Genomic DNA, 23,725 nt, shown 5'->3' with positions numbered 1-23,725 from the left:
TTATCAAACAGCGAGCGAATCGGGGTCGCGCCCCTAAGGCGCCGATCAATGAGAATATTGACGCAACAGAAGTCCGGCTGATTGACGCAGAAGGCAATCAGGTAGGGGTAGTTCCTATTGCGGACGCCTTGAAAATGGCCGAAGAAGCGTCCCTTGACCTGGTCCAGGTTACGGATTCCGATCCGATCGTCTGCAAGATAATGGACTACGGCAAGAAGATCTTCGACGAGAAGAAGGCCAAAGCGGCTGCGAAGAAAAAGCAGAAGCAGACGCAGGTCAAAGAGCTTAAGTTCCGTCCAGGAACTGAAGAAGGGGATTATCAGGTCAAACTACGCAACCTGATACGTTTCCTTGAAAACGGGGACCGCGGCAAAATCACTATCCGATTCCGGGGGCGTGAGATGGCACACCAGGAAATTGGTATGAAGCTGATGAACCGGATTGAAGCGGATATTGAAGAGCTGGCAACGGTTGAGATGAGGCCCAAAATGGAGGGCCGTCAAATGACCATGTTGGTGGCACCCCGCAAGAAGAAGTGAACCTGATCGGGTGATGGATCCCCCGCGCATGCGGGGGATTCGTCGTTCAGGAACACATTGTTTTTTCCATAATAGAATGCGGAGTTTTAAAAAATGCCCAAGATGAAAACCAAGAGCGGAGCCACTAAACGGTTCAAGAAAACCGCGAACGGCTTCAAGCACAAGCAGTCCTTCACCAGTCACATCCTGACCAAGAAGAGCCCAAAGCGTAAGCGTCAGCTGCGTGGTACCAAGATGATCGCCAAGTCTGACGTGGCGTCCATCAAGCGTATGACCGCGTGCTAAGGCACCGCGTCCATTCTTGTTTAGGTTTTTAAGGTAGAAGGATTAAGTTATGGCTCGTGTAAAACGTGGTGTGATCGCACGCCGTCGTCACAAAAAGATTCTCAATCAGGCCAAAGGTTACTACGGTGCTCGCAGCCGTGTGTTCCGTGTTGCCAAGCAAGCGGTTATCAAGGCCGGTCAGTACGCTTACCGTGACCGTCGTAACCGCAAGCGTGCCTTCCGCGCCCTGTGGATTGCCCGTATCAACGCTGGCGCCCGTGCAAACGGTCTGTCCTACAGCCGTCTGATCGCTGGTCTGAAGAAGGCGAACGTTGAAATCGATCGTAAGGTTCTGGCTGACCTGGCCATGAACGAGCAGCAGGCGTTCGCCGCTGTTGTCGAGAAAGCCAAAGCGTCCCTGTGATCGCTTAAGCTCTTCATCGATTGCTGATCGATCGGAGCGTCTCATGGCATCATGGGGACGCTCTCTCAATAGGGGAAGGGCATGCTCTTCCCCTATTTTTGTTTTAAGAATTCGTATTACTACTCCCATATCTGGTTTGGAGCAGGGTCAATGGAAAACCTGGAACAATTGGTTCAGGACGGTTTGGCTGCGGTAGAGAACGCAGACAGCCTGCAGGCGCTTGATCAAATTCGTGTTGAGTACCTGGGTAAAAAAGGTGTTATCACCCAGCAAGCCAAGACGCTGGGCAAGCTTTCTGCCGAAGAGCGTCCCGCTGCAGGCCAGAAAATCAATGAAGCCAAGGGCCAGGTTGAGCAGGCCATTAACGCCCGTCGTGCTGATCTGGAGCGCGTTGCCATTGAGCAAAAGCTGGCGAGTGAATCCATTGATGTCACTCTGCCGGGGCGTGGCCAGGATCTGGGTGGCTTACACCCGGTAACCCGTACCCTGCAGCGCATTGAGCAATTTTTTGCCCGCGCAGGCTATACTGTCGAGCAGGGGCCGGAAATTGAAGATGACTACCACAACTTCGAAGCACTGAACATTCCGGGGCATCATCCGGCCCGTGCCATGCACGATACCTTCTATTTCAATCCGGGAACGTTGCTCCGTACCCATACTTCTCCGGTCCAGATTCGAACCATGGAAGCGGGCAAGCCGCCATTCCGGATGATTTGTCCGGGGCGCGTCTATCGCTGTGACTCCGACATGACCCACACGCCCATGTTCCATCAGGTCGAGGGCTTGCTGGTAGAGAAAAATGTCAGCTTCGCCGACCTGAAGAGCACAGTGGAAGAGTTCCTGCGGGTTTTCTTTGAGCGGGACCTGAAAGTCCGTTTCCGTCCTTCCTACTTCCCGTTCACCGAACCCTCTGCGGAAGTCGATATCGAGTGGGGTCGTGAGGCGGATGGTAGCATCAAGTGGCTGGAAGTGATGGGCTGCGGCATGGTGCATCCAAAAGTATTCGAGTATTGCGGTATTGATGCCGAGGAGTACCGCGGCTTCGCATTTGGTCTGGGCGTTGAGCGTCTGGCCATGCTGCGTTACGGCGTCAACGACCTGCGGATGTTCTTCGAGAACGATCTGCGTTTCCTGCGTCAGTTCCGTTAATCCGGCGCTATCAGGAATTCAAACCATCAGGCGAAACCGCATCAGAACAAGGCAACAAGCATGAAATTCAGTGAACAGTGGCTGCGCGAGTGGGTGAACCCGGAAATCGGTACCCAGGAATTGATGGACCAGGTCACCATGGCCGGTCTGGAAGTGGATGGCTTTGAGCCGGTGGCAGGCGACTTCAGCGGCGTGATCGTGGGGGAGGTGCTGAAGGTTGAGTCGCACCCGGATGCCGACAAGCTGCGTGTCTGCCAGGTGACCGATGGCCTGCAGACCATTCAGGTTGTATGTGGCGCGCCCAACGTGCGCGATGGTCTGAAAGTCCCGTTTGCCGTGGTAGGCGCGGTCCTGCCAGGCGATTTCAAAATCAAGAAGGCCAAGCTTCGTGGTCAGCCTTCTCAGGGTATGTTGTGCGCTGAGGCCGAGCTGGGTTTGTCGGACGCCAGCGATGGTCTGATGGAATTGCCTTCGGATGCGCCGACTGGCCAGGATCTCCGCGAATACCTGCAGCTTAACGATGTCACGATTGATGTGGATCTGACTCCGAACCGCAGCGACTGTCTCTCTATCAAGGGTATCGCGCGGGAAGTGGGCGTATTGAATAGCCTGGTCGTCGAAGCGCCTGAATTCACTGCCGTTGAGGCCCAGCATTCCGAAGTGCCGGATATTCGTGTTGAGGACCCCGCTGGTTGCCCGCGTTATCTGGGGCGAGTACTCCGTAACGTTAATCTTCAGGCCGAAACGCCCCTGTGGATGCGTGAAAAGCTGAGGCGGTGTGGTATTCGTTCTATTGATCCAGCTGTCGACGTAACAAACTACGTGATGCTGGAGCTTGGCCAGCCGATGCATGCCTTTGATCGCGAAGAGATCAAGGGCGGCATTGTTGTCCGCATGGCCCGGGCTGACGAAAAGCTGGTACTGCTGGACGGTCAGGAAGTACAGCTTACTGACCAGACGCTGGTCATTGCTGATCACGAGAAGCCCGTTGCGATTGCTGGCGTTATGGGCGGCGAACATTCCGGTGTCAGTGAAAAGACCCGGGACCTGGTGTTGGAGTCCGCCTATTTTGATCCGATTACCCTGGCGGGTAAGGCTCGTCACTATGGCCTCCATACAGATGCGTCTCACCGTTTCGAACGCGGCGTCGACTTCAAGCTGGCGCGGGATGCGATGGAGCGTGCTACCAGGCTTTTGATGGATATCGTAGGGGGGGAGCCGGGTGAGATCGTCGAGGTGCTGAGCAGCGACTGCTTGCCTGACGATGTGGTTGTGGACCTGCGATCCGACCGCCTGGCGAGCGTTCTTGGCTTGGAGATTGACCGCACGACGGTTGAGGAAATCCTGACTCGCCTGGGCCTTCATATCGACAAGCTGCTCAAAAACGGTTGGCGGGTGAGTGTCCCGAGCTACCGCCCGGACATCTCCATTGAGGAAGATCTCATTGAAGAAGTTGGCCGGATTTATGGTTACAACAACCTGCCGGTGACCGAGCCCGAAGGCTCGCTGGGGCTCCGCCCTGAGAAAGAGGCAAAGCGCCCGGTATCGCTGATTCGAAACTTCTTTGTCGATCAGGGTTACCAGGAAGCAATTACCTACAGCTTTGTGGATCCCAAAGTACAGGAGCTGGTTGATCCGAAGCGCGATGGTATAGCGCTCGCGAACCCGATTTCCTCAGACCTGTCCGTCATGCGGACCACTCTGTGGAGCGGGCTTCTGAAGACGGTTGCTTACAACCAGAATCGCCAGCAATCCCGTATTCGCCTGTTCGAGACAGGTCTCCGTTTTGAAAAGGATGATCAGCGTATTGATCAGCAGCCAATGCTGGCCGGCGTTGTGGTTGGGGGGCAGTATCCGGAAAACTGGGTAAACGGTCGCAGAGCGGCGGACTTCTTCGATGTAAAAGGCGAGCTGGAAAGCCTGTTCCGTGTGCTCGGCATTGAGGTGCAGTTTGTATCCGGAAGCCATCCGGCTCTCCATCCGGGCCAGACAGCCGAACTGATGCGAGACGGGGAGCATGTTGGCTGGCTGGGCACACTGCACCCGCAAGTGCAGAAAAAACTTGAACTTAATGGCACGGTGCTGATGTTTGAGCTATTCTTGGATTCAATCGCCACTGGATATGTGCCTAATTTCAAAGAAATTTCAAAATTCCCTGAAGTTCGTCGGGATTTGGCTATCATTATCGGAAGTGACGTGGCATTTGCCGACGTAGAGCGTGTAGCCAGAAAACACGCCGGAGAATGCCTGACGGATTTGCGTGCGTTTGATGTCTACGAGGGCGAGAGTATCGGTGAGGGAAATCGAAGCCTTGCGCTCAGTCTGTTCTGGCAGCACCCCAAACGCACACTTAACGAGGATGAAGTGCATTCGCTCTTCAACGGCGTTATTGATGCGCTGAAAGAAGAGCTGGGGGCAACACTAAGGAGCTGAGACATGGCGGCGTTAACGAAAGCGGACATGGCAGAGCGTTTGTACGAGGAGTTAGGTCTCAACAAGCGGGAAGCCAAAGAAATGGTGGAAGCTTTTTTTGACGAGATCAGAGACGCACTCAGCCACAACGAACAGGTGAAGTTGTCCGGGTTCGGCAACTTCGACCTGCGCGATAAAAAACAGAGACCGGGACGGAACCCGAAAACTGGGGAAGAGATTCCCATCAGTGCACGTCGCGTGGTGACCTTCCGGCCGGGACAGAAACTGAAGCAGAAAGTGGAAGCCTATGCTGGAACCGAGTCATAACAACGAGCTCCCTGCGATCCCAGGAAAGCGCTACTTCACGATTGGTGAAGTAGCGGATTTGTGTGCGGTAAAAGCCCATGTGTTGCGCTATTGGGAGCAGGAGTTTCCGCAGCTATCGCCGGTCAAACGGAGAGGCAACCGGCGCTATTATCAGCGTGCGGATGTGATTACCATTCGCCAGATTCGGAGCCTGCTTTACGAGCAGGGCTACACGATCGGTGGTGCGAAGCAGAAGCTCAGTAGCAGCGAGGCCAAGGAAGATACCTCCCAGTACAGGCAGTTGATCAAGCAGATGATCGCCGAGCTGGAAGAGGTCCTAGATGTGCTTAACGCGCCTGCGAGCTGACACTTCGCCAGCACAAAAAAGCCGAAGCGAGGTCAATCGCTTCGGCTTTTTTGTATCTGAAAATCGGCGTTAGGTTCAGATGGTGCGCTTGATGACGTTGTCAGCAGTGTCGGGCCAGGAGTCGTTTGTAGTGCTGTAACTGATTCGAGCTGGGTCGCAAGTTGTAGGTTTTGATCAGTCTCACAAACCGGCTCACATACTGGCACTGGCCCTGAGGTGGCAGCCAGTGTTCCGGTCCCTTTGCACCCTTCTGCCGGTTCAGTGAGAGCTCGACGCTCCACAGGTTATTCATGTCGTTGGCGAAGGTTTCCCGCTTCGCCTCGCTCCAGTCTTTTGCTCCGTGCTCCCATGCCCATTTCAGTGGCACCACGTGATCGATGTCGATGTCTGAAGCGTTCTGTATCACCTGGCCGGTAAACGGGCTGATCCAGCGGCCGGACGCCACCCGGCATCTTCGTGGATCCGAGAATCGGACGCGGCTAGTCGAAGAGGCGATGAGAGCTTCTGCGCGGCTGTTCTGGCAGTCCCCGTCGGTATCATCCCAGCCATGCCCGAACTTCTTGCGTTCGTATCCCGTTTCGAGCGTGACAGGATTTCGGCCGCTCATTCCCTTTGGCAGTCTCCCTGCGCTCGCCAGACAGGCATTCAGGGATTCAAACCCGGTGAACGATTTGGTTCTTGAGTAGTGTGCGCTTTCAGGTGGGTGGCAGATGCCTGAGCCGGATTTTTTAACCAATTCTGCCGCGCTGGGCGAATGGGAGCCGAGCAATAGGCATACCGCAAATAAAGCCGACATTGACCGGCTATACAACATTTGCATGGTGAAGCTGCTCTAAAGGACTGAGTTTGAATGAAAAGCACGGAGAGTATTGCAGACGACCGGTCGCAGCCGAATCAGGCTTTTGTTGGGATTTTGTCAGTGTTCGTAAGAAGGCGGCTGTACAGCGAGCTGAATGCAGTCAGCGGAAAATAGGACAAGCCCGTTTATAGAGATGGCGGTTATTCAGGGTAAAAAAGAAAGGGAGAAAAATGGTCGGGACGGCAGGATTTGAACCTGCGACCACCTGCACCCCATACAGGTGCGCTACCAGGCTGCGCTACGCCCCGACACGCGCTGAGCCATGGAGAACCGGACGGTTTCCTCACTGGCTTAGCGGGAGCGAAGTCTACACCAGGCTCGGGAAAAAATAAACAGGGATTTGAACGAGCGTTGAGGGCTATTTTTAGAGGGCGTTAAAACGACTGGAAGTCATTGTGAGATCCGGACTTTCTAGAATGTGTCCATGGTCTATGCTGATATCAAGGTTTTGACGATGTGCGCCGTTTTGATATTTAGATGTCAAAGCAATATCATGACGCGCTTGTAACGTTTGAATGCCGAAACAAAACAGGACTTATCCAACCAAGGAGACTTCGAACGTGGGCGAAGTAGTCAAAGACGAATATCAAACGGATTACGTCGCGGGCCAGGATAACATCCATCCCCTCGGTCTCGACATTCATGCACCGGTGTTTCCGATTACGGCAATTCTGGTGATTCTTTTCGTGGTAGGAACGATGATGTTCCCCGCTGAGTCAAAATCCATGCTGGATGGTGCCAAGTGGGACATCATTGCTACCTTTGACTGGTTTTTCCTCCTCAGCGCCAACATTTTTGTGGTGGTCTGCCTGGCATTGATTTTCATGCCTGTGGGAAAAATCCGAATCGGTGGAATGGACGCCAAACCAGAGTTTTCAACGATGTCCTGGTTCGCCATGCTGTTCGCAGCGGGCATGGGCATTGGCCTGATGTTCTGGGCGGTCGCGGAACCAGTGGCCTATTACACGGGCTGGTATGAGACCCCGTTTAACGTGGAGGCGAACACGCCTGAAGCGGCTGATATGGCCATGGGCGCGACCATGTATCACTGGGGTCTGCACCCTTGGGCGATCTATGCGGTGGTGGCGCTGTCCCTGGCGTTCTTTGCGTATAACAAGAACATGCCATTGACCATTCGCTCTGCGTTTTTCCCGCTTCTGAAAGACAGGGTGTGGGGTTGGCCCGGGCACATTATCGATGTGCTTGCGGTGGTCGCCACCATCTTCGGCTTGGCAACGTCTCTCGGGTTTGGCGCCCAACAGGCTGCATCCGGGCTGAATTATCTGTTTGATGTCTCAGCCGGCGTGAATGTCCAGATGGCTATTATCGTTGGCGTCACCGCGCTTGCCCTGATCTCCGTTTTGCGAGGCCTGGACGGCGGTGTAAAGGTGCTCAGTAACATCAACATGGGTCTGGCGGCCCTGCTTCTGTTTTTCATTGTCTTCGCGGGTCAGACAATGGTGATTCTGGAAACCCTGTTCGTCACCTCTGCAAGCTACGTGGCGAATGTCGTTCCGTTGAGTAACCCGTTTGGCCGCGAAGACGAAGCCTGGTTCCAGGGCTGGACTGTCTTTTACTGGGCATGGTGGATTTCCTGGTCACCGTTCGTCGGAATGTTTATCGCCCGGGTCTCCCGTGGCCGGACCGTGCGTGAATTTGTCACGGCAGTGCTGATTATCCCAACGCTAATTACCGTTTTGTGGATGAGCGGGTTTGGTGGCTCGGCTCTGGAGCAAATCCGTGATGGTGTTGGTGCGCTGGCAGAAAACGGGTTAACCGACGTATCACTGGCGATGTTCCAGATGTTCGAGAACCTGCCGCTTACGGGCATCATCTCCTTTGTCGGTATTATTCTGGTGCTGGTGTTCTTCGTAACCTCGTCGGATTCAGGCTCTTTGGTGATTGACAGCATTACAGCCGGCGGCAAAACCGACGCGCCGACTTCTCAGCGGGTATTCTGGGTTGTTATGGAAGGCGCGATTGCCGCTGCCCTGATCTTCGGTGGTGGCGAAGACGCTCTTGGAGCCATTCAGGCAACGGCAATCAGTGCAGGCCTGCCGTTCACGGCGATCCTGCTGGTGATGACCTGGGGGCTTTTGAAGGGGCTTGCTCACGAGCGTAAGCTGCTGATAGCCAAAGGCGAACTTTAAAGAAGGTGAGCTGTAGAGAAAAAGCCGGGATTCGTCCCGGCTTTTTTGTTGCCTGATCAGGAAGTGGTGAAGCTTTCCATGGCGTACTCGGCCCGATCCTGTGGGGTGAAGTGAGGGCGCTTAAGGTCCTCGATGGTTCTGAGTCTGGGGAGCAGGCCGCGTCCATTGGCCATCTGGATGGCCAGGCCGGGGCGAGCGTTAAGCTCCAGAAGCAAAGGTCCTTCGTTGGCATCCACCACCAGGTCTACGCCCATGTAACCGAGCCCGGTGGCTTCATAACAGCGGGATGCCATTTCCAGCATCTGATCCCATGCCTCGATCCGTATGTTCTCAATGGCCAGGCCGGTATCCGGGTGCAGGGTCACGGGTCGGTTAAACTGAACCGCGTTCAGGCTCCTGCCCGTACCGATGTCCAGGCCAACCCCGATAGCGCCCTGATGAAGATTGGCCTTGCCGTCAGACGCCTTTGTGGCCAGTCGCAGCATCGCCATTACAGGGTACCCCCGGAACACAACAATCCGTATATCCGGTACACCCTGGTAGGAATACTTGGCCAGTGCGGGCGAGGATTCCACGAGGCTTTCCACGATGGCCACATCGGGCGTGCCGGCCAAAGAATACAGGCCGGCCAGAATGTTGGTCAGGTGGCGCTGAAGCTCGGTGCTGCCAATCCGGGCGCCCGAGGCTTTGACGTAGTTGTCCTGGTCACGGCCGGTAATGACCGTAATGCCTTTACCACCCGAGCCCTTGGCCGGTTTAATCGCAAAGCCACCCAGGTCCTCTGCCATCTCGCGGAAATGGGAGATTTCATGTTGTTGCTGAACCACCTGCAGCAGCTTCGGGGTTTTGACGCCGTATTCGGCCACCGCCAATTTGGTTTTCAGCTTGTTGTCGACGAGCGGATAGGCCGAGCGCTCGTTGTATCGGGCAATGAAGTCCACATTGCGCCGGTTCATATTGAGCATGCCAAGCCTGTTCAGGCGCCTTGGGGATATCCAGCCCATGTCAGTCGTAGGCCTTCATCGGGGTGAAGCGCAAGAGCTCGCTGAGCTTGTAACCGGTGTACTGTCCCATCAGGAGAATGAGTCCGAGAATGGTCAGGTGCAGTTCCGGGAAGTTGAACGTCAGGTGGCCCGCCAGGGGAGCGCTCATGGCCAGGTATGCGCAGATAGCGACAAACAAGCTCCCGGCACCCTGGACAATGACCTCCCGGGCACCTTCCTCTTCCCAAAGGATTGACATGCGCTCAATGGTCCAGGCAATGATCACCATTGGGAAGAAGGTCACGGTCATCCCGGTATTGAAGCCCATTTGATAGCCAATGATGCTGAGCCCTGCGGTAATAAAGATCACCAGTATAATGAGGGCAGAGATTCGCGAAACAAGCAGCAGGTTCAGGCTGGAGAGGTAGCCCCGCAGCACCAGGCCAATGCTGACCACCGACAAAAAGGCGATCAGTCCGGGAATCAGAGTGGTTTGCACAAAGGCCACCGCAATCAGTACGGGCATGAAGGTGCCTGAGGTTCGAATTCCGATCACAATTCGCATGAAGGCAACAATCAGCGCACCAAGGGGCAACAGCAGCAGCATGCGGAACATGCTTTGTTCTTCAATCGGCAGCTCGTAGAAGCTGATGAGCCCGAGACCGTTGGTCTTGAGTTCCATGGTCATTAGCTGCAGGGCCGGAACGGTTTGCCGGAGCATGGAAAAGCTGACTTCCGAGTTGTCACCGCCAACGACGTCGAGAAGGGAAGCGGAGCCCTGGCGCCAGAGCAGAAGGTTATCCGGAATTCCCTGAGCGGCGGTTTCCGGGTCAAAGGTGAGCCATCGATCGCCGTCGTATATTTGCAGGAACGGCATCAGCGATTGCCGGCGCCGGGCATCCCTGAGCTTGAGGCCGTCTGCGGTTCTTGCCGGAATGCCTGAATGGTTGAGCATGTCGACCAGCAGGTCGAGGTAATCCTCATCCGTTACCAGGAGTGTGGTGTTCTGGGTTCTGGTGTCCGGCTGCATCAGGCGGATCAGTTCCCGAGTCATGCTTTCCGGTGTGCTGGAACGCTCTTCTGCCTGCGCCAGAATTTCCTGCACGGCGGTGGCCTCCGGCTCTTCCCAGAATACGCGGCGCGCTTTCGGCTCCCGCTTTGGGCTTGGGCTTTGGGCGGTATCGTCTGGGATAAACTGAGCCTTGAAGTACAGCGTTTGCGGGCCCGTGACAAGCCGCTTGGTCCATTCGGCTCGTCGACTACCGGATTTTTCCAGAATGGAAAAACCATAGCCGGGTGACGCCGCCTGCTCGCTCAGTATGCGAAATCCTGGCGGCTGGTCTGGAACGTGCAGGCTGGCAACGACGGGTTCATCATTGCCATCGAAATCGATGCGGGCCTCGATCATCCATACCGGTCGCTGTTCCCCGGCAAGCCAGGGGATGCCGAGTTCAAGGTGCCGCCATACGGCCAGTACGATTCCGGCTGCGATAAGAAGAAAAACGCCAATAAAAAACGGCAGGCGTGATCGAGAGGTCACGAGTCGTTCCTGTTGTTGAGAATAGATTCCGGTAATTCGGTGGCAAACTCCCTGCCTATATCGATCAACATGACGTCGCGAAGGATATTGCGGCCTATCAATACTTCGTAGGTCAGGTCTGCCCGGTCCGTCAAGGTAAACTCAGCCACTTGTTGGTGATCGCCAATGGCGAACTGCAGTTCCACCACCAGAAGGCGCTCGGCATCCGCGGCACTCGCCTGGAAGACTTTCACCCGTCTCGCCACTTCTTTTTCCAGGGTGACCAGTTCGTCGGTGCCGGGGATGGGAACATCAAAACGTACCCAGTTATTGCCGTCCCGCTCGAAGCGGGTGATGTTGCGGGCATCAAGGGACGAGGTTTCCGCGCCGCTATCGATGCGTGCGGTGTACACCTGCCTTGGCTCCGCGATATAAATTTTTTCAAGTTCACCAACAATGAGTTTGCCTTGAAGGCGCTCAGACAGCTGTCTGGATGCATCTGTGGCCGGGCAGATTTTCTCTGGTCTGAGCGGTGGGCACCGTGGCTTCTCTACCTGGGTCTGGATGGCTTCGAGAATGGCGCGGGTAGACTCTTCATGCTGCTCAACGGTTTTTTCGTGTCGGATACTGGCATTGTTTTCCATGGTCACCAGAGTGACCCGCTGAGTCTGAATGGAGCTGCTCAGCTCATTCATATCCTGTTTCGGCACCATCAGATACCGGTTAAAAGAGCAGCCTGCGAGCATGATAACCATGCCCAAGGCCAGCAAAACCTGACGGAACGGGAGGTTAGCCCGCATCGGTCGTAAGCTCATCAAATACCCCTGAGATGGCAGCCGGTCACGCCGAAGGCAAAAACTGCGCGGCGATCAGAATGAGTGTAACTGAAGGTATGTGGAGCTGAAGTATACAACAAGCAACGTGTGACGTTACTTTACGGAAGGTTAAATGGAATAAATTTTGCCAAAGTAATCGGAAGGCCAGACCGGCTAGCGTGGGAAAAGAGGGCCCTTTCCAAGCATTGTTTCACTGCGCAGAAACTCCTGCACAGCTGGGGAGCAGTTCAGGTAAAAGAGAAGGAGTTCACGCTGGACATCCTGGTCCTGTATGCGTGCCGCATAGCCAATGAGTTCCCGTATGGCCTGATTGCTGCCTTGCCTGCGCTCGGGGGCGTAGGTTTTGCCATAGCGGGTTCTGAGCAACGCGGTCAGGCGTTCAAGATGAAATTCACCGGTATGGGTGATATGCGGCCAGATATTAAAACCGTCTGAACACTGACCGCCATCGCCGAAGCTGCAGGAGTTTTCAAAGTCAGGGGTGCCGCATTCAGGGTTGGCGATGTCGTTTCCCAGTTTTCTCCAAAGCTCTTTGAACATTTTCCGCAGTCCATTATTGATTGTTCACAGTCGCCCGATGACCGCCTACCTGCGCCTGTCACCGGATGGGAACGACGTAATAACGTTTTAGACGATCTTACGTACTGCGTCCATGGCCGGATCCGGTGGATTGGTTGTTTTGCCACCTAGTCGAGATCTGGGCCGTGATCTGCAACGGTTTATGGTCGCGGGGCGCGAAATCTGGGGAGCGGATGCGGTAGACTGATAGTTTAATCAAAGGGTCTGATTTACAGGCCAAAAGTTCCCGATTTCAGGAGTAAATGAAGTGCCAGAAGCGGTCGCCGGATGGATTGTCTCAAACCCACAGTGGATGGCAGGGCTCAGCTTGCTTGCCGCGTTTCTGGTAATTGTTCTGGCAGTGCTGCTGTTCCGGACGAAGGCGCTCGGGCGAAACCTGGCCACTGAGCTGGCGGAGCAGCGCGCTCTGCTCAAGCAGGCCGAGGTTGAACTACAGGATGCTCATCATCAGCGGGCGCTGGATCAGCAGCACGCAGAGCACCTCCAACAGACCCTGAATGAGCAGCACGAACGGATAAGCCGGTTTGAGCGAGACATTGAGCAATGGCGGCAGCGTTCGACCACTCTTGAAACCCGCATTGCCAGCCTGGAATCCGATCTGGAAAGTCGTAAACGCCGCTCAGAGGAGCTGGAGAACGATTACGGCAGCCAGAAGGCGAGGACTGACCAGCTGGGGCAGGAATTGCACGATGCCCGGGTCGCACTGCGTGAGCAGGAGGTTACGCTCGACAAGGAACGCCGTGCCACGACGGAGAAACTTGAATTGCTTGAGCGCAACCGTGATGCCCTGAAGCAGGAATTCGAGAATCTGGCGAACAAGATCTTCGAGCAGAAGAGTGAGCGGTTCAGCCAGCAGACACGGACCAGTCTGGATACCCTGCTGAATCCATTCCGGGACCAGTTGCAGGACTTCCGCAAGCGGGTAGAGGATGTATACACCACTGAAACCCGGGATCGGCAGGCCCTCAGAAGCGAAATCAAATCCCTGCAGGAACTGAATCGGCAGATCACCGAAGAAGCGTCCAATCTCACCAAAGCCCTCAAGGGCGACAAGAAGATCCAGGGCAACTGGGGTGAGTTGATTCTGGAGCGGGTGCTGGAGAAATCCGGTCTGCGCAAGGGCGAGGAATACGAAACCCAGGGCAGCTACCGGGATGGTGACAATCAGTTACTTCGACCGGATGTGGTGGTCCATCTGCCGGATGATCGAAACCTGATCATTGATTCCAAGGTATCCCTGCTGGCGTACCAGAAGTGGGTGAACGAAACCGAGGAGGATATTCGCGCTCTCGCGTTGAAGGAGCATGTCGATGCCGTGCGCAATCACATCCGAACCCTCAGCGAGAAGGACTACAGCCAGCTCAACGGACTTCGCTCACCGGATTTCGTGTTGCTGTTCATGCCCATCGAGCCGGCGTTCGTGGCTGCGTTTCAGCAGGACGAGAACTTATTCGCGGAAGCCTTTGAGCGAAAGATTATCGTGGTAACACCGACCACATTGCTGGCCACGCTCAGAACCATCGAAAACATCTGGCGCTATGAGCGGCAAAGCCAGAATGCTCGACTTATTGCAGATCGGGCCGGCGCAGTCTATGACAAACTAAGGGTGTTTGTGGAAGCGATGGAAAAACTTGGCAGTCAGTTACAGACGGCTCAGGGTACCTACGATTCGGCAATGAACACTCTGACCCGGGGCAAGGGGAATCTGATTTCGCAAGCCAACCGGTTTGTCGAGTTGGGGGTCAGGGTCAAAAAGGAGTTGCCAAAGTCGGTCACTGAGCGCTCCGATGTGGATATCGGCGACAGTGAGCCGGAGGCAGACTCCGCCGAGGAAGAACAACAAGAAGCGCAGGCAATCAGCGCAGATAATCAGCAGGAGTGAATGTCATGGCTGTAGGGAATCGAAAACATCGTCACCCGCTTCGGGGCCTGGTTCTGGTGTCCGCTTTAATGGCAGGGCAGGCGTTTGCGCTGGCGCCCGAGCATGAGGTGCGCCGCCTGATGCTGGCAACCGAGGAGGCGGTCGCGTCCGAGAACTGGGGCGAGGCCGGTGAGTACCTGAACCGCCTGCAACAGCTCGAAGGCAACAAGCCTGCCGACTACTTTTACTTTCGTGGCCTGGTGATGTACCAGGCTACACACCTGAATGAAGCCCAATCCGCGCTTGAGACCTACGTTGATAACGCTGGCTCAGAGGGGGATCACTATCAGGAAGCCCTGAAGCTGATCACCGACGTGGAAAAAGCCCGTAAAGAGACCCCGCCAAGGGCTCCCGGTGCAGCTGACGGAGCCAAGGTGGCCGTTATCGAGCCAGCTGGCGGCCAGACACTCAACTCTCTGCGTGATCTTTACCTCGTGGATACGGATCGTGAAGCCCTCGTCATGCACTTGAACAGCCTTCTGGAAGTAGCCGGCTGGCGCGAAGATCAGACCATTGTGAAATTGGATCAGCCCGCCGATGTGGAATACCGGGTGGGGGCCAGTACCGACGCGGTCAGTATCCAGGAGATTCGCCGGAGCAGCGATGATCAGGTGGTTCGCAAAGCCGAGTCACTGCCCGTGTTCGGGGTGAACCCGCAGATTGAGTGGGGCTGTGAGTCCATGGCCGGTGCCTGCTGGGTTTACGATCCGCGCGATCGTTCCCGCTTGCTCCAGCTGTCTGCGGACCGGGATCAGGCCCGCGAAATCGCCCGCACCCTGGGCCAGCTGATCCGCACCCTGCAAACACCAACGGGTTCCTGACGGCCGGTCAGTCAGGTAGATTGCCGCGTTCACCTTCCCGGTACGCACCGGGGGTGACGCCGGTCCATTTCTTGAAAGCCCGATGAAAGGTTGATGGCTCGGTGAACCCCACCATGCCGGCAATCTCGTTAATCGGCAGTTCCTGCCGGCCCAGATAGTAAATCGCCATATCCCGCCTCAGCAAATCCTTGATCTCCTGAAACGAGGTATTTTCCTGTTTCAGTCGGCGTCTCAATGTCTGGGGGCTGGTATGAAGCTCTGCGGCTATCCATTCAAAGTCCGGCATGGGGCTGGAAAAATCCCGGCCGATCAATGCCCGGATGCGACCGGTGAACGTGTTGCTTTCATCCGGCCGGGACAGCAAGTCCGCCGGGGATGTTTTCAGAAACTGCTTCATTTCCGATTTGTCGCGAATGACCGGAGCAGACAAAAAACGGGTGTCGAAGGTGAGGGCGGTGTGTTCCGAATCGAACCTGAGGGGGCAATGAAAGATGTGGCGGTATTCGTCGGCGTGCTCCGGTTTCGGGTAGCTGAACTCTGCACGGGTGAGTTCAACCGGCTGGCCGATCAGCCAGCTGCCAAGACGGTGCCATATCACCAGCAGGCTTTCACGAAGGAAATAGTGGGGATCATCGAGCTCCCCCTCAATGCGCGTCATGAGTTTTGCCTGATCGCCCTCAACGGTGAGTTCCATCGCGATCATCGGCTCGAACAGGCGGGAGAACTGGTACGCCCGGTGGTAGACAGCTTCCAGGGTGGGGCAGTCGATCACCAGGGCACACATGGTAGCGAACGTGCCCACCCGGGCTTTACGGGGGCCCATGCCCATACACTCGTCGTCCAGCTGGTTCCAGATCACTCGCATCAGTTTGCTGAACTGGTCGCTGCTCACCCGCGCCATATCGATTTTGAGCAGGTCGGGCGAAATACCGGCATCCCGAAGTAGCTGGTTCGTATCAAAACCTCGCGACTGCGCTCCGACCAGAGCCGCCTGAACGAAATGCTTTGATACCGTAAGGTTGGACATACCACGCGCCAAAGTATGAAAACGAAACCCATCATAAGGCCCTGAAAAAACAATGCAATGACCATTCGGGCTGGGGATTGGAAGATTCGGCCACCCGAGTTGAACGCTCTGGTCGTTGGCCCGAAAGGGGAAAGCGGGCAGCATGAAATATTCAACAGAGATACAAGCCTGAAAGACAAGGAGACACCGATGGCTGGCCCGTTAAGCTCACTGAAAGTGCTGGATTTCAGTACCCTGTTACCTGGCCCATACGCCACCATGATGCTGGCGGATATGGGCGCGGAGGTGCTGCGGGTAGAGGCGCCGGACAGGGTGGATCTGGCCAAGGTTATGCCGCCATTTGATGGGAAATTCGCGACCAGTTTTTCATACCTCAGCCGGGGCAAGCAGACGATTCAGCTGAACCTGAAGGAGCCCGACGCGGTGGCCTGCGTCAAGGAGCTGGTGCAGGACTACGACATTGTGGTCGAACAATTTCGGCCCGGGGTGATGGATCGCCTGGGGATCGGATACGAGGTGCTCAGGGAGCTCAATCCAGGACTGATCTACTGCGCCATTACGGGCTATGGCCAGACCGGCCCCTACCGGGACAGGGCCGGCCATGACATCAACTATCTGGCGCTTTCCGGCGTGGCCAGTCATTGCGGCCGAGCCGACAGCGGCCCTCCGCCTTTGGGCATTCAGGTGGCGGATGTGGCGGGTGGTTCGCACCACGCTGTCATGGGCATTCTTGCTGCGGTTATCCGGCGACAGAAAACCGGTCAGGGCAGCTTTGTGGATATCAGCATGACCGATGCGGCCTTTGCTATGAACGCCATGGCGGGAGCTGCCTGTTTGGCCGGAGGGCAGGAACAGGTCCGGGAGGGAGCACTGCTCAACGGTGGCTCTTTCTACGACTACTACCAGACCAGCGATGGCCGTTGGCTCTCCATAGGCAGCCTGGAGCCCCAGTTTTCCGCCCGGTTGCTGGACACGCTTGGCTTAAGTGAGATGAAAAACTTTGCGTTGAGCCAAAACGCCGAGCATCAGCAGGCCCTGAAAGCCGCTCTGGCAGAAAAAATTGCGCAGAAGACTCTGTCCCAATGGCAAGACATCTTTAGGGATCAGGACGCCTGTGTGGAGCCGGTGCTTAGCATCTCGGAAGCAGCGGAGCACCCCCAGTTGAAGGCGAGGAATATGGTGGTTGAGGTGGATCGTGGGGATGGAACGCTCCAGCGCCAGTTGGGTCAGCCCATTCGGTTTCTTTAGGCTTAATTTTGAAGGAAGGTAAGGCCTTTTAAGTAGTGTCTTACCCAAGCATCTGCTAGGTTACATAGTGTCGCCGTCGGCGATTTTACAAAGTAAACAACAATAAGGACGACACTATGAAAACCCGTGTGCTCGCAGCGGGCCAGCGGACGCTCGGCTACGCGCTGGTACTGTCTGGCGCTGCCTTTCTATCCGCGTGTTCAGACGGCGAAATAACCGCTAATCCGGACGCCATTGAAGATGCCATTTTGTTCCCAGGCGATGGGAAGCTCGAAGCTAACATTCGCCGAACCACAGATGGTGTGCCCCACATCACTGCAGATAACCTACAGTCAGCCGCGTTCGGCAATGGCTACGCTCAGGCGCAAGATAACGTGTGCATGCTGGCGGAAGCCATTGTGAAGGCCCGTAGTGAGCGAGCGAAGTATTTCGGGCCAGGGCCTAACAACATCAATATCATCAACGATTTCAGCTTCAAGGCTCAGAAGATTCTCAGTGGTGCAGAAGCGGAATTCGACTCGCTCAGCGACGAATCGCGAGCACTGGTTGAGGGCTTCACTGCCGGTTACAACAAGTATATCGCAGAGACCGATCCGGCTGACTTTCCACAGGAATGTCGCAATCAGCCTTGGGTAACTGAAATTCAGCCGACAGACTTGCTGGCGCATTACCGAATTGTTGGTCAATATGCCAGCGGTGCGCTGTTTGCCACGGGGGCGGTCTTTGTCGCTGTCCCAGGTGAGGGGACGGATCCAGAGTATCCGCTTTTTAACGAGCCCTTGATGGCCAAAACCGACGAGAACTACCTGCGTGATATCGCTACAGATGCTCGAGCGCTGGCGGCGTCCCGCACAAACTTCGCAGATATGGGGCTGGCCAGTAATGCGTGGGGGATTGGCAGTGAAATGACAGAGCAGGGGCGCGGAGCGCTGCTGGCGAATCCCCATTTCCCCTACACTGGCCATAGGCGTCTTTATCAGGTCCAGATGACCGTGCCTGGCTATCTGAATATTAACGGCGCTGGTTTGTTGGGCACAGCAATTCCACTGATCAACTTCAACGAGAATCTTGCCTGGTCCCATACCGTAACCACCAGCCGAAGATTTACCGTTTATGAGTTGACCCTGAAGGACGGGGATCCTCTCACGTACATCAAGGATGGCGAAGAGGTGCCGATCACTCAGGAAACCTTCCAGATTGAAGTGATGTCAACCGGTCCTGAGCCTGATGTTGTTGAAAGAACCTTTTATTTCTCGGAATACGGCCCCATGCTCTCGGGGAATGCCATCACGGCTGACCCTGACGAGGACATAGATGGGTTGCCCAGGTGGGGAGAGGCGAACACGGCCTACACATACCGAGATGCAAACGCTAACACGAGCGGACTTCTGGATACCTGGCTGGCAATGAGCAGGGCAACTAACCTGGAAGAGTTTCAGGATGTCTTCAGGAATTGTGGTTCAACACTCTGGACCAACTCAACATATGCAGATGCTGACGGCAATGCCTTTTATATTGACAGTAGTTCTGTTCCCAATCTGTCTCCTGAAGCGCTGAGTTTAATAGAGTTTAAGCGCAAGCTGAGCCCGGAATACGATGCCTTGTTTAGCGCAGGTTTGACCCTGCTGGATGGTAATACCTCAAGAGATGACTGGGTTGAAACGGAGTGTGGGGGGCTCGTTACTTATGATCAGCGGCCCAAGCTGCTGAGGACTGACTGGGTTCAGAACTCGAATTCCAGTTACTGGGCGACCAACCCTGCGGAATTCCTGACCGGGTATTCGCCCCTGTTCGGAGCTGAGAATGCGCCGTTGAACCCCCGAACCAGGCTCGGTATTAAGATGTTGCAAAATCCTTTGGAGCAGGGATTGGGTGATGCAGTGCCGCCGGCGGGTGATGACGGAAAATTTGGTGCCGTGGATCTGATCAACGTGATCTGGAATAACCGTGCTTGGTATGCCGAAGAGTTCCTTCCCGAACTGCGTGAGCGGTGTTCATTGATCACAGCGACAGATCCGGTGGTCGATGGTGTTGATCTTACGCCGTGGTGCGCTCAGCTGCAGACCTGGGACAGTCTTTATGACCTCGATAGTGTGGGTGCTCACATTTTCAGGGTATTCATTGCTAACTATCAGGCCGACTTTATCGATTCTGACCTGACCGTAGAGTTTGACCCAGCTGACCCGGTTAACACGCCGACAGGTCCTTCGGAGGGTGACCGAGGAACGGCCGTGGATCCCATGCTGAGGGCGTTGGCAGCGGGTGTAAAGGCCCTTGACGGGCAGGGGATTGCGCCTGAAGCCGAGCTTGGAAGTGTTCAATATTATCGGCCATCCGGTGATGTGCCTCCTGGCGGAACGCCCTTGTTCCAGAGTGAGCCCATTCCGTGGCATGGTGGCGATGGCAACATTGATGGAGCTTTCAACGCGATTGGTGTGGTGACGTCTCCGGTTATGGAAGATACGGTATTCCCCAGAATCGCCCCGACAGTTTTGGAAAACACGGCGCGTCTTTCTGATGGAAGCGATGGTATTGAAGGTTGGTTGATCGCTCGTGGCACCAGTTGGCATTTTGGACTGGAATTCACGGATAACGGTCCTGAAGCCTATGGTCTGGTGAGCTACTCCCAGTCGACGGATAGCCTATCTGAGTTTTTCACGGATCAATCTGAGCGCTATTCGCGCAAAGACTACCGGAAGTTGTATCTCGATCAGTCTGAGATTGAAGCAAATGTGATTAGTGAGCTCCAGGTTAGTGCTGAAGTTCAGTAATCCGTCTCCGTCTTGCAGTTGATATGTTAGGGCCCTTCGGGGCCCTTTTTTGTTGAGCTTCGTCCTTTTTAGCTTCTTTACCCAGCCCTCTCTACTCTCGGTATTCCCCCCGATTCTAATTGCGATCAGCTGTCTTACCTTGATTTGAATGAGTGAGGAGAACATTGCCCGTTTCTTCTTGCGTCTGGCGCGGCGAAGAGATTGGGCTTGGAGAGAATCGTTGTTTGCCCAGCTTTGGTGCTGTCTCGCGGCATTTTAGGCTTTCTAAACTCTACAGGTCGTAAAAGAAGCGGATGCGACGAGGGGGAAGAAATAAAAAGCCCCCGCCAAGGCGGGGGCTTTTGTCACTCAGTTGCCCGTGTTTTACGGTGCTGGATTGAACAGAGTGTCAGTTCGGAACACCATATCTCCAAAGGCGGACGCTGGAGCAGCCGTAATTGGCGTCAGGTGGCTCAGTGAACCCTCGCCATCCTCTGGAGCATGCTCTGCCTGGAGGTAGGTGAAGAAGAAGGTGCTATCCACGCCTTCGTCAAAGGTCCGGCTGAGCGGACGAGAGCCTGCAAGGGGTGCAGAGAAACTATCCACGGTTACTGGGATGGTTGTTCCGTTAGGACCTTCGGTGTTGAAAGTCCCAGACAACGGCGCAATTCCCCACAGGTCTTCGTCTGCAGCGTTCGGAATGAAGGTGTCACCTTCAACTTCAGACAGCAGGTAGAGGAAGGAGGGGTTTGCGCTCAGGGTTTCATTCAGGTTGTCGGCAAAGTTGACTGGATCGAACGAGTCGAGTGCTGCCTGTGCCACATTAAAGTATGACTCCAGGTTGGCATCGCCCTGAGTGAGGCCATTGGCCGCTAGGCCGGCCAGTACCCTTGGAGCAAATACCGGTGAGTTTTCATACAAACGAATGAGGCCGCCCCCTGGTGTGAGCATGTTCGCTGCCGAAATATCGTTGAAGGTCGCCCCAAAAAGAGGCCCTGTTTCATTTGCAAGTGCAACCGGCAGCTGGTTGGCATTCATGCTGGCAACGAAAGGTGCCCCAGTGATTGTGCCCAGAGAGTGACCAACAAAGTTAACAGGAGCTCCGGTCAGGTTAGCGCCACCGGCACCGCTCAGGTCAAGGTTGCTCAGGCTGACCCGCAGGTTCATCTGATCCACTACACTTTGCCGGAAGTTGTCACGGGTGTTGAGGAAGTTCTGCAAGTTCAGGAACAGACTGCCAGAATCGCCTATGCCAGCCTCGTAATCAATTGCAGAAATTTGACCCGGTGCAGGCGCATAGACACCAAAGTGACGCTCGCCTTCCAGGGGAGGGAGGCCGGGAATGGTGCTTCCAGCGTTGGCTACGGTGTTAACGAGAGATAGGCGAGTCGGCTCATCAAACAATCCGTCAAGCGGCGTGCCGGCAAGAGCCGCGTCGAATGCTGCCTTACCTTCGGCTAGAGCGGGCGCAAGGCTTTCGGCAGTCGCTGTATCAAGTCCGGCCCCCTCAAGCAATCGTACGCCTAATCCAACCTGTTCTTCCGCTGTAAAAGCAGCAATACCGTGCAGCGGATGATCAATAGCTACGACTGTGTAGCCCAGTGTCGCCAATGCAGTTCCGAAGGTCAGAGCAGCACTTCGGTCTGTGCCAATGCCATGCTGGAACATGACAACGCCGCGAGTGGTTGTACTCTGGGGGTAGATGAACAGTACCGGAACATCAACGTCAGCTTGTTTCTTCGGGAATGGGAAAATGTAGTTGACGGCAGTTGAGTTCGTAGGATCAGCTTGTGGGATTTGGACTCCCAATACGGCGTTGATACCTGCTGCAAGAGCATTATCTGCCTGCCAAGAATTGGTCAGAATGTCGCTGCCGGAAGTGCCGAGGTAGTAGGGCAGAGAAACTGTGCCTTGCAAAGCCAGAACGGTTGGTGCAGGAGAAATACCTGCGTTTGCAGCAACGCTCTCGATCACCGGGGCAGTAACTGCGGAAATAAGTGCAACCGCCTGAGGTGTCTGACCGTCAAAGCTGAAGTCATTCGCACTGCGCGCAAATTCTCCAACGGGCGTTGGGGTAGGCAGAGCGTCATTGAGCTGCGATGCAGCGCCTATCGCAATACAGTTGATAAAGGCCTCACCACCTGAATCCGTAGGGCAAGTGCCACTGGAGTCTATTTCGGCGTTGACTAACGGGAATGCCGCTAACGCAAACTCAGTTGCTTCAGCAACGTCAAAGTAGTCGAACTCTCCGTCACCGGTCCAGTCGAAGTCACTTGCGTCGAATGCAGTGTCACCATTTACATCAAAGTCAGCTGCAGTGATCTCGCCATCTTCGTTGAAGTCGTAGCCGGCTTTAACTGTCAGCGACTCATCTTCAGGGTTTGCGGCAAACTTGGCAGCACCAACTGTTTTCTTTGCAGTTGTTACCTTGACCGATGCAGTCAGCTGGTCTGCAAACCATGCAGCAGGCTCAGCAATGTACTGCAGCACCTTCTCGTCGTTGGAGGTGGTGAAACTGTAGGACAGCGCAATGTTGTCAGCTGACAGAGCTTCACCGCCCTGTGCCACGCGTACCGAGTTGTTCAGCGCAAAGTAGCTTGTCGCGATCGTTTCCCACAGCCCGTTCATAATGGCACGGACCGGCGCCAATGAGGAGGTGCCCAGAGGCTGACCTTCGTCCGTGATGTTTGCGTAGGACGGAGACTGAGAAATCGGGTCGCCGTTGATGTCTTTAACTTCGTTGGTTACCACAACCACGTAACGCTTTTGTGGGTCCAGCGGCTTATTGGGAAGGATGCGAATTGCAGACTGTCCGTCCAGTTCCACAACTTCTGCTTTGTATGCAGGGGTTGTTGCAAGGTTGAACAGTTCAAGTCCTGCAGGACCAGCAATTTCAGGAACGTCGCTACCAGCCATCTGGGCTGTGATAGCCAAAGGAATGGTTGGTGGCTCGCTGTTGCTCAGTCCGCGCAACGGATCACCACTTGCGTAGTCCAGTTCGATCAGGAATACGTTTTGGTTCGGGTTTGGAACAGGTGCTCCGTCAACGATAATAAACGCACGAGCATCTACCGAGTCGGTATCAATCATGCCATTAAACTGCACAACGGCCGGTGCAACGGTTGAAGCACCGCTCAGTTCATTCAGTGCAGTTGTGACAGGGGGAGCGGTGTCGGCCACGCCGAAGGTTCCGTCACCCTGCTCGGAATCAAAAATCAGGTCGTTCGGGACTGGGAGCTCGCCGGTAACTGGGTTGAACTCCGGCCAGGTCTTACCATCGATGTCCGGGTTGTTTATCTGATAATCCGGATTCGCATTCGCCCCTGAGTCAGCGCTATCAAAGCAGCCGGTGAGTCCAAGGGAAGATGCCACGGCAACGCTTATTAGTGTTTTCTTAAACATGTGTGGAACCTTTTCCTGTTGTTGTGTCGTTATTGTCGGCTGCTCGCGGGGCCGGTCTTATCCGGTAAGCCCTTTGCCAGCGGCCTGTTCTGATCAAATTGGTTGTCGGAAGTTAAGAATGTAGCCAGCGCTAAATCCAATTTCTGTATCGTCGACTATAGCGAGACAA

General features: G+C 55.2%; 19 protein-coding genes and 1 tRNA gene. 12 read left to right on the top strand and 8 right to left on the bottom strand.

Annotated features, from left to right (window positions below; all coding sequences use genetic code 11):
* Positions 1-2 precede the first annotated feature (2 nt).
* The 7 genes from infC (at position 3) to QVZ43_RS13415 (ending at position 5,461) form a co-directional block, all read left to right on the top strand.
* Complete coding sequence (infC, locus tag QVZ43_RS13445) at positions 3-539, top strand: translation initiation factor IF-3 (RefSeq protein ID WP_223793711.1); 537 nt, start codon at positions 3-5, stop codon at positions 537-539.
* A 93-nt stretch (positions 540-632) separates the two neighbouring features.
* Positions 633-824 carry a 50S ribosomal protein L35 gene (rpmI, locus tag QVZ43_RS13440; RefSeq protein WP_223793064.1) on the top strand — a complete coding sequence of 64 codons (192 nt, stop codon included), beginning with the start codon at positions 633-635 and terminating at the stop codon, positions 822-824.
* Positions 825-873: 49 nt separating this feature from the next.
* Positions 874-1,227, top strand: a complete 354-nt coding sequence (rplT, locus tag QVZ43_RS13435; RefSeq protein ID WP_223793065.1) for a 50S ribosomal protein L20 — start codon at positions 874-876, stop codon at positions 1,225-1,227.
* Between the two features lie 150 nt (positions 1,228-1,377).
* Positions 1,378-2,376, top strand: coding sequence for a phenylalanine--tRNA ligase subunit alpha (gene pheS / locus QVZ43_RS13430; protein ID WP_223793066.1), 999 nt, complete (start codon positions 1,378-1,380; stop codon positions 2,374-2,376).
* A gap of 60 nt (positions 2,377-2,436) precedes the next feature.
* Positions 2,437-4,809 (top strand): phenylalanine--tRNA ligase subunit beta, encoded by a 2,373-nt coding sequence (pheT, locus tag QVZ43_RS13425; protein ID WP_302910336.1) that lies wholly within the window; start codon positions 2,437-2,439, stop codon positions 4,807-4,809.
* Between the two features lie 3 nt (positions 4,810-4,812).
* Entirely contained in the window at positions 4,813-5,115 is a 303-nt protein-coding gene (ihfA, locus tag QVZ43_RS13420; RefSeq protein ID WP_206642633.1) for an integration host factor subunit alpha, read from the top strand.
* A complete protein-coding gene (locus QVZ43_RS13415; RefSeq protein ID WP_223793068.1) occupies positions 5,096-5,461 on the top strand; it encodes a MerR family transcriptional regulator in 366 nt (121 codons plus the stop codon). Before ihfA ends, QVZ43_RS13415 begins: the two co-directional genes overlap by 20 nt.
* A 100-nt stretch (positions 5,462-5,561) precedes the next feature.
* On the opposite strand, the gene QVZ43_RS13410 is transcribed toward QVZ43_RS13415, so the two are convergent.
* Both QVZ43_RS13410 and QVZ43_RS13405 read right to left on the bottom strand, forming a co-directional pair.
* Positions 5,562-6,068: an HNH endonuclease family protein gene (locus QVZ43_RS13410; protein ID WP_302910335.1), complete on the bottom strand. Its 507-nt coding sequence runs from the start codon at positions 6,066-6,068 to the stop codon at positions 5,562-5,564.
* A gap of 423 nt (positions 6,069-6,491) precedes the next feature.
* A tRNA-Pro gene (locus QVZ43_RS13405) sits at positions 6,492-6,568 on the bottom strand.
* 312 nt (positions 6,569-6,880) lie between these two features.
* On the opposite strand from QVZ43_RS13405, the gene QVZ43_RS13400 reads away from it, so the two are divergent.
* Complete coding sequence (locus tag QVZ43_RS13400) at positions 6,881-8,470, top strand: BCCT family transporter (protein WP_223793070.1); 1,590 nt, start codon at positions 6,881-6,883, stop codon at positions 8,468-8,470.
* A 56-nt stretch (positions 8,471-8,526) separates the two neighbouring features.
* Here the strand turns inward: QVZ43_RS13400 and QVZ43_RS13395 are convergent, their stop codons facing one another.
* The 4 genes from QVZ43_RS13395 to QVZ43_RS13380 form a co-directional block, all read right to left on the bottom strand.
* The gene (locus QVZ43_RS13395) at positions 8,527-9,474 is read right to left on the bottom strand and encodes an alpha-L-glutamate ligase-like protein (protein WP_302910334.1); all 948 of its coding nucleotides are present in this window, start codon (positions 9,472-9,474) and stop codon (positions 8,527-8,529) included.
* 1 nt (position 9,475) lies between these two features.
* Complete coding sequence (locus QVZ43_RS13390) at positions 9,476-10,993, bottom strand: inactive transglutaminase family protein (RefSeq protein ID WP_302910333.1); 1,518 nt, start codon at positions 10,991-10,993, stop codon at positions 9,476-9,478.
* Positions 10,990-11,787 carry an ATP-dependent zinc protease family protein gene (locus QVZ43_RS13385; RefSeq protein WP_302910332.1) on the bottom strand — a complete coding sequence of 266 codons (798 nt, stop codon included), beginning with the start codon at positions 11,785-11,787 and terminating at the stop codon, positions 10,990-10,992. Before QVZ43_RS13385 ends, QVZ43_RS13390 begins: the two co-directional genes overlap by 4 nt.
* A gap of 174 nt (positions 11,788-11,961) precedes the next feature.
* Positions 11,962-12,348 (bottom strand): hypothetical protein, encoded by a 387-nt coding sequence (locus QVZ43_RS13380; RefSeq protein WP_302910331.1) that lies wholly within the window; start codon positions 12,346-12,348, stop codon positions 11,962-11,964.
* A gap of 286 nt (positions 12,349-12,634) precedes the next feature.
* Here QVZ43_RS13380 and QVZ43_RS13375 point away from each other — a divergent pair, with 286 nt between their 5' ends.
* Together QVZ43_RS13375 and QVZ43_RS13370 are read left to right on the top strand one after the other, a co-directional pair.
* Complete coding sequence (locus QVZ43_RS13375) at positions 12,635-14,269, top strand: DNA recombination protein RmuC (RefSeq protein WP_420890918.1); 1,635 nt, start codon at positions 12,635-12,637, stop codon at positions 14,267-14,269.
* Positions 14,270-14,274: 5 nt separating this feature from the next.
* Complete coding sequence (locus QVZ43_RS13370; RefSeq protein ID WP_302910330.1) at positions 14,275-15,129, top strand: hypothetical protein; 855 nt, start codon at positions 14,275-14,277, stop codon at positions 15,127-15,129.
* A gap of 7 nt (positions 15,130-15,136) precedes the next feature.
* Here the strand turns inward: QVZ43_RS13370 and QVZ43_RS13365 are convergent, their stop codons facing one another.
* Complete coding sequence (locus QVZ43_RS13365; protein ID WP_302910329.1) at positions 15,137-16,156, bottom strand: AraC family transcriptional regulator; 1,020 nt, start codon at positions 16,154-16,156, stop codon at positions 15,137-15,139.
* Positions 16,157-16,345: 189 nt separating this feature from the next.
* Here QVZ43_RS13365 and QVZ43_RS13360 point away from each other — a divergent pair, with 189 nt between their 5' ends.
* Together QVZ43_RS13360 and QVZ43_RS13355 are read left to right on the top strand one after the other, a co-directional pair.
* On the top strand, positions 16,346-17,404 hold the full coding sequence (locus tag QVZ43_RS13360; protein ID WP_302910328.1) for a CaiB/BaiF CoA transferase family protein: 1,059 nt from the start codon (positions 16,346-16,348) through the stop codon (positions 17,402-17,404).
* Between the two features lie 116 nt (positions 17,405-17,520).
* On the top strand, positions 17,521-20,175 hold the full coding sequence (locus QVZ43_RS13355; protein WP_302910327.1) for a penicillin acylase family protein: 2,655 nt from the start codon (positions 17,521-17,523) through the stop codon (positions 20,173-20,175).
* A gap of 363 nt (positions 20,176-20,538) precedes the next feature.
* On the opposite strand, the gene QVZ43_RS13350 is transcribed toward QVZ43_RS13355, so the two are convergent.
* Entirely contained in the window at positions 20,539-23,556 is a 3,018-nt protein-coding gene (locus QVZ43_RS13350; protein WP_302910326.1) for a hypothetical protein, read from the bottom strand.
* Between the last annotated feature and the right edge of the window lie 169 nt (positions 23,557-23,725).

Origin of the sequence: Marinobacter suaedae (genome assembly GCF_030519635.1) — a bacterium.
GTDB lineage: Bacteria > Pseudomonadota > Gammaproteobacteria > Pseudomonadales > Oleiphilaceae > Marinobacter > Marinobacter suaedae.
Note: the sequence above shows the minus strand (reverse complement) of the source record. Positions and strands in the feature narration are given on the sequence as shown.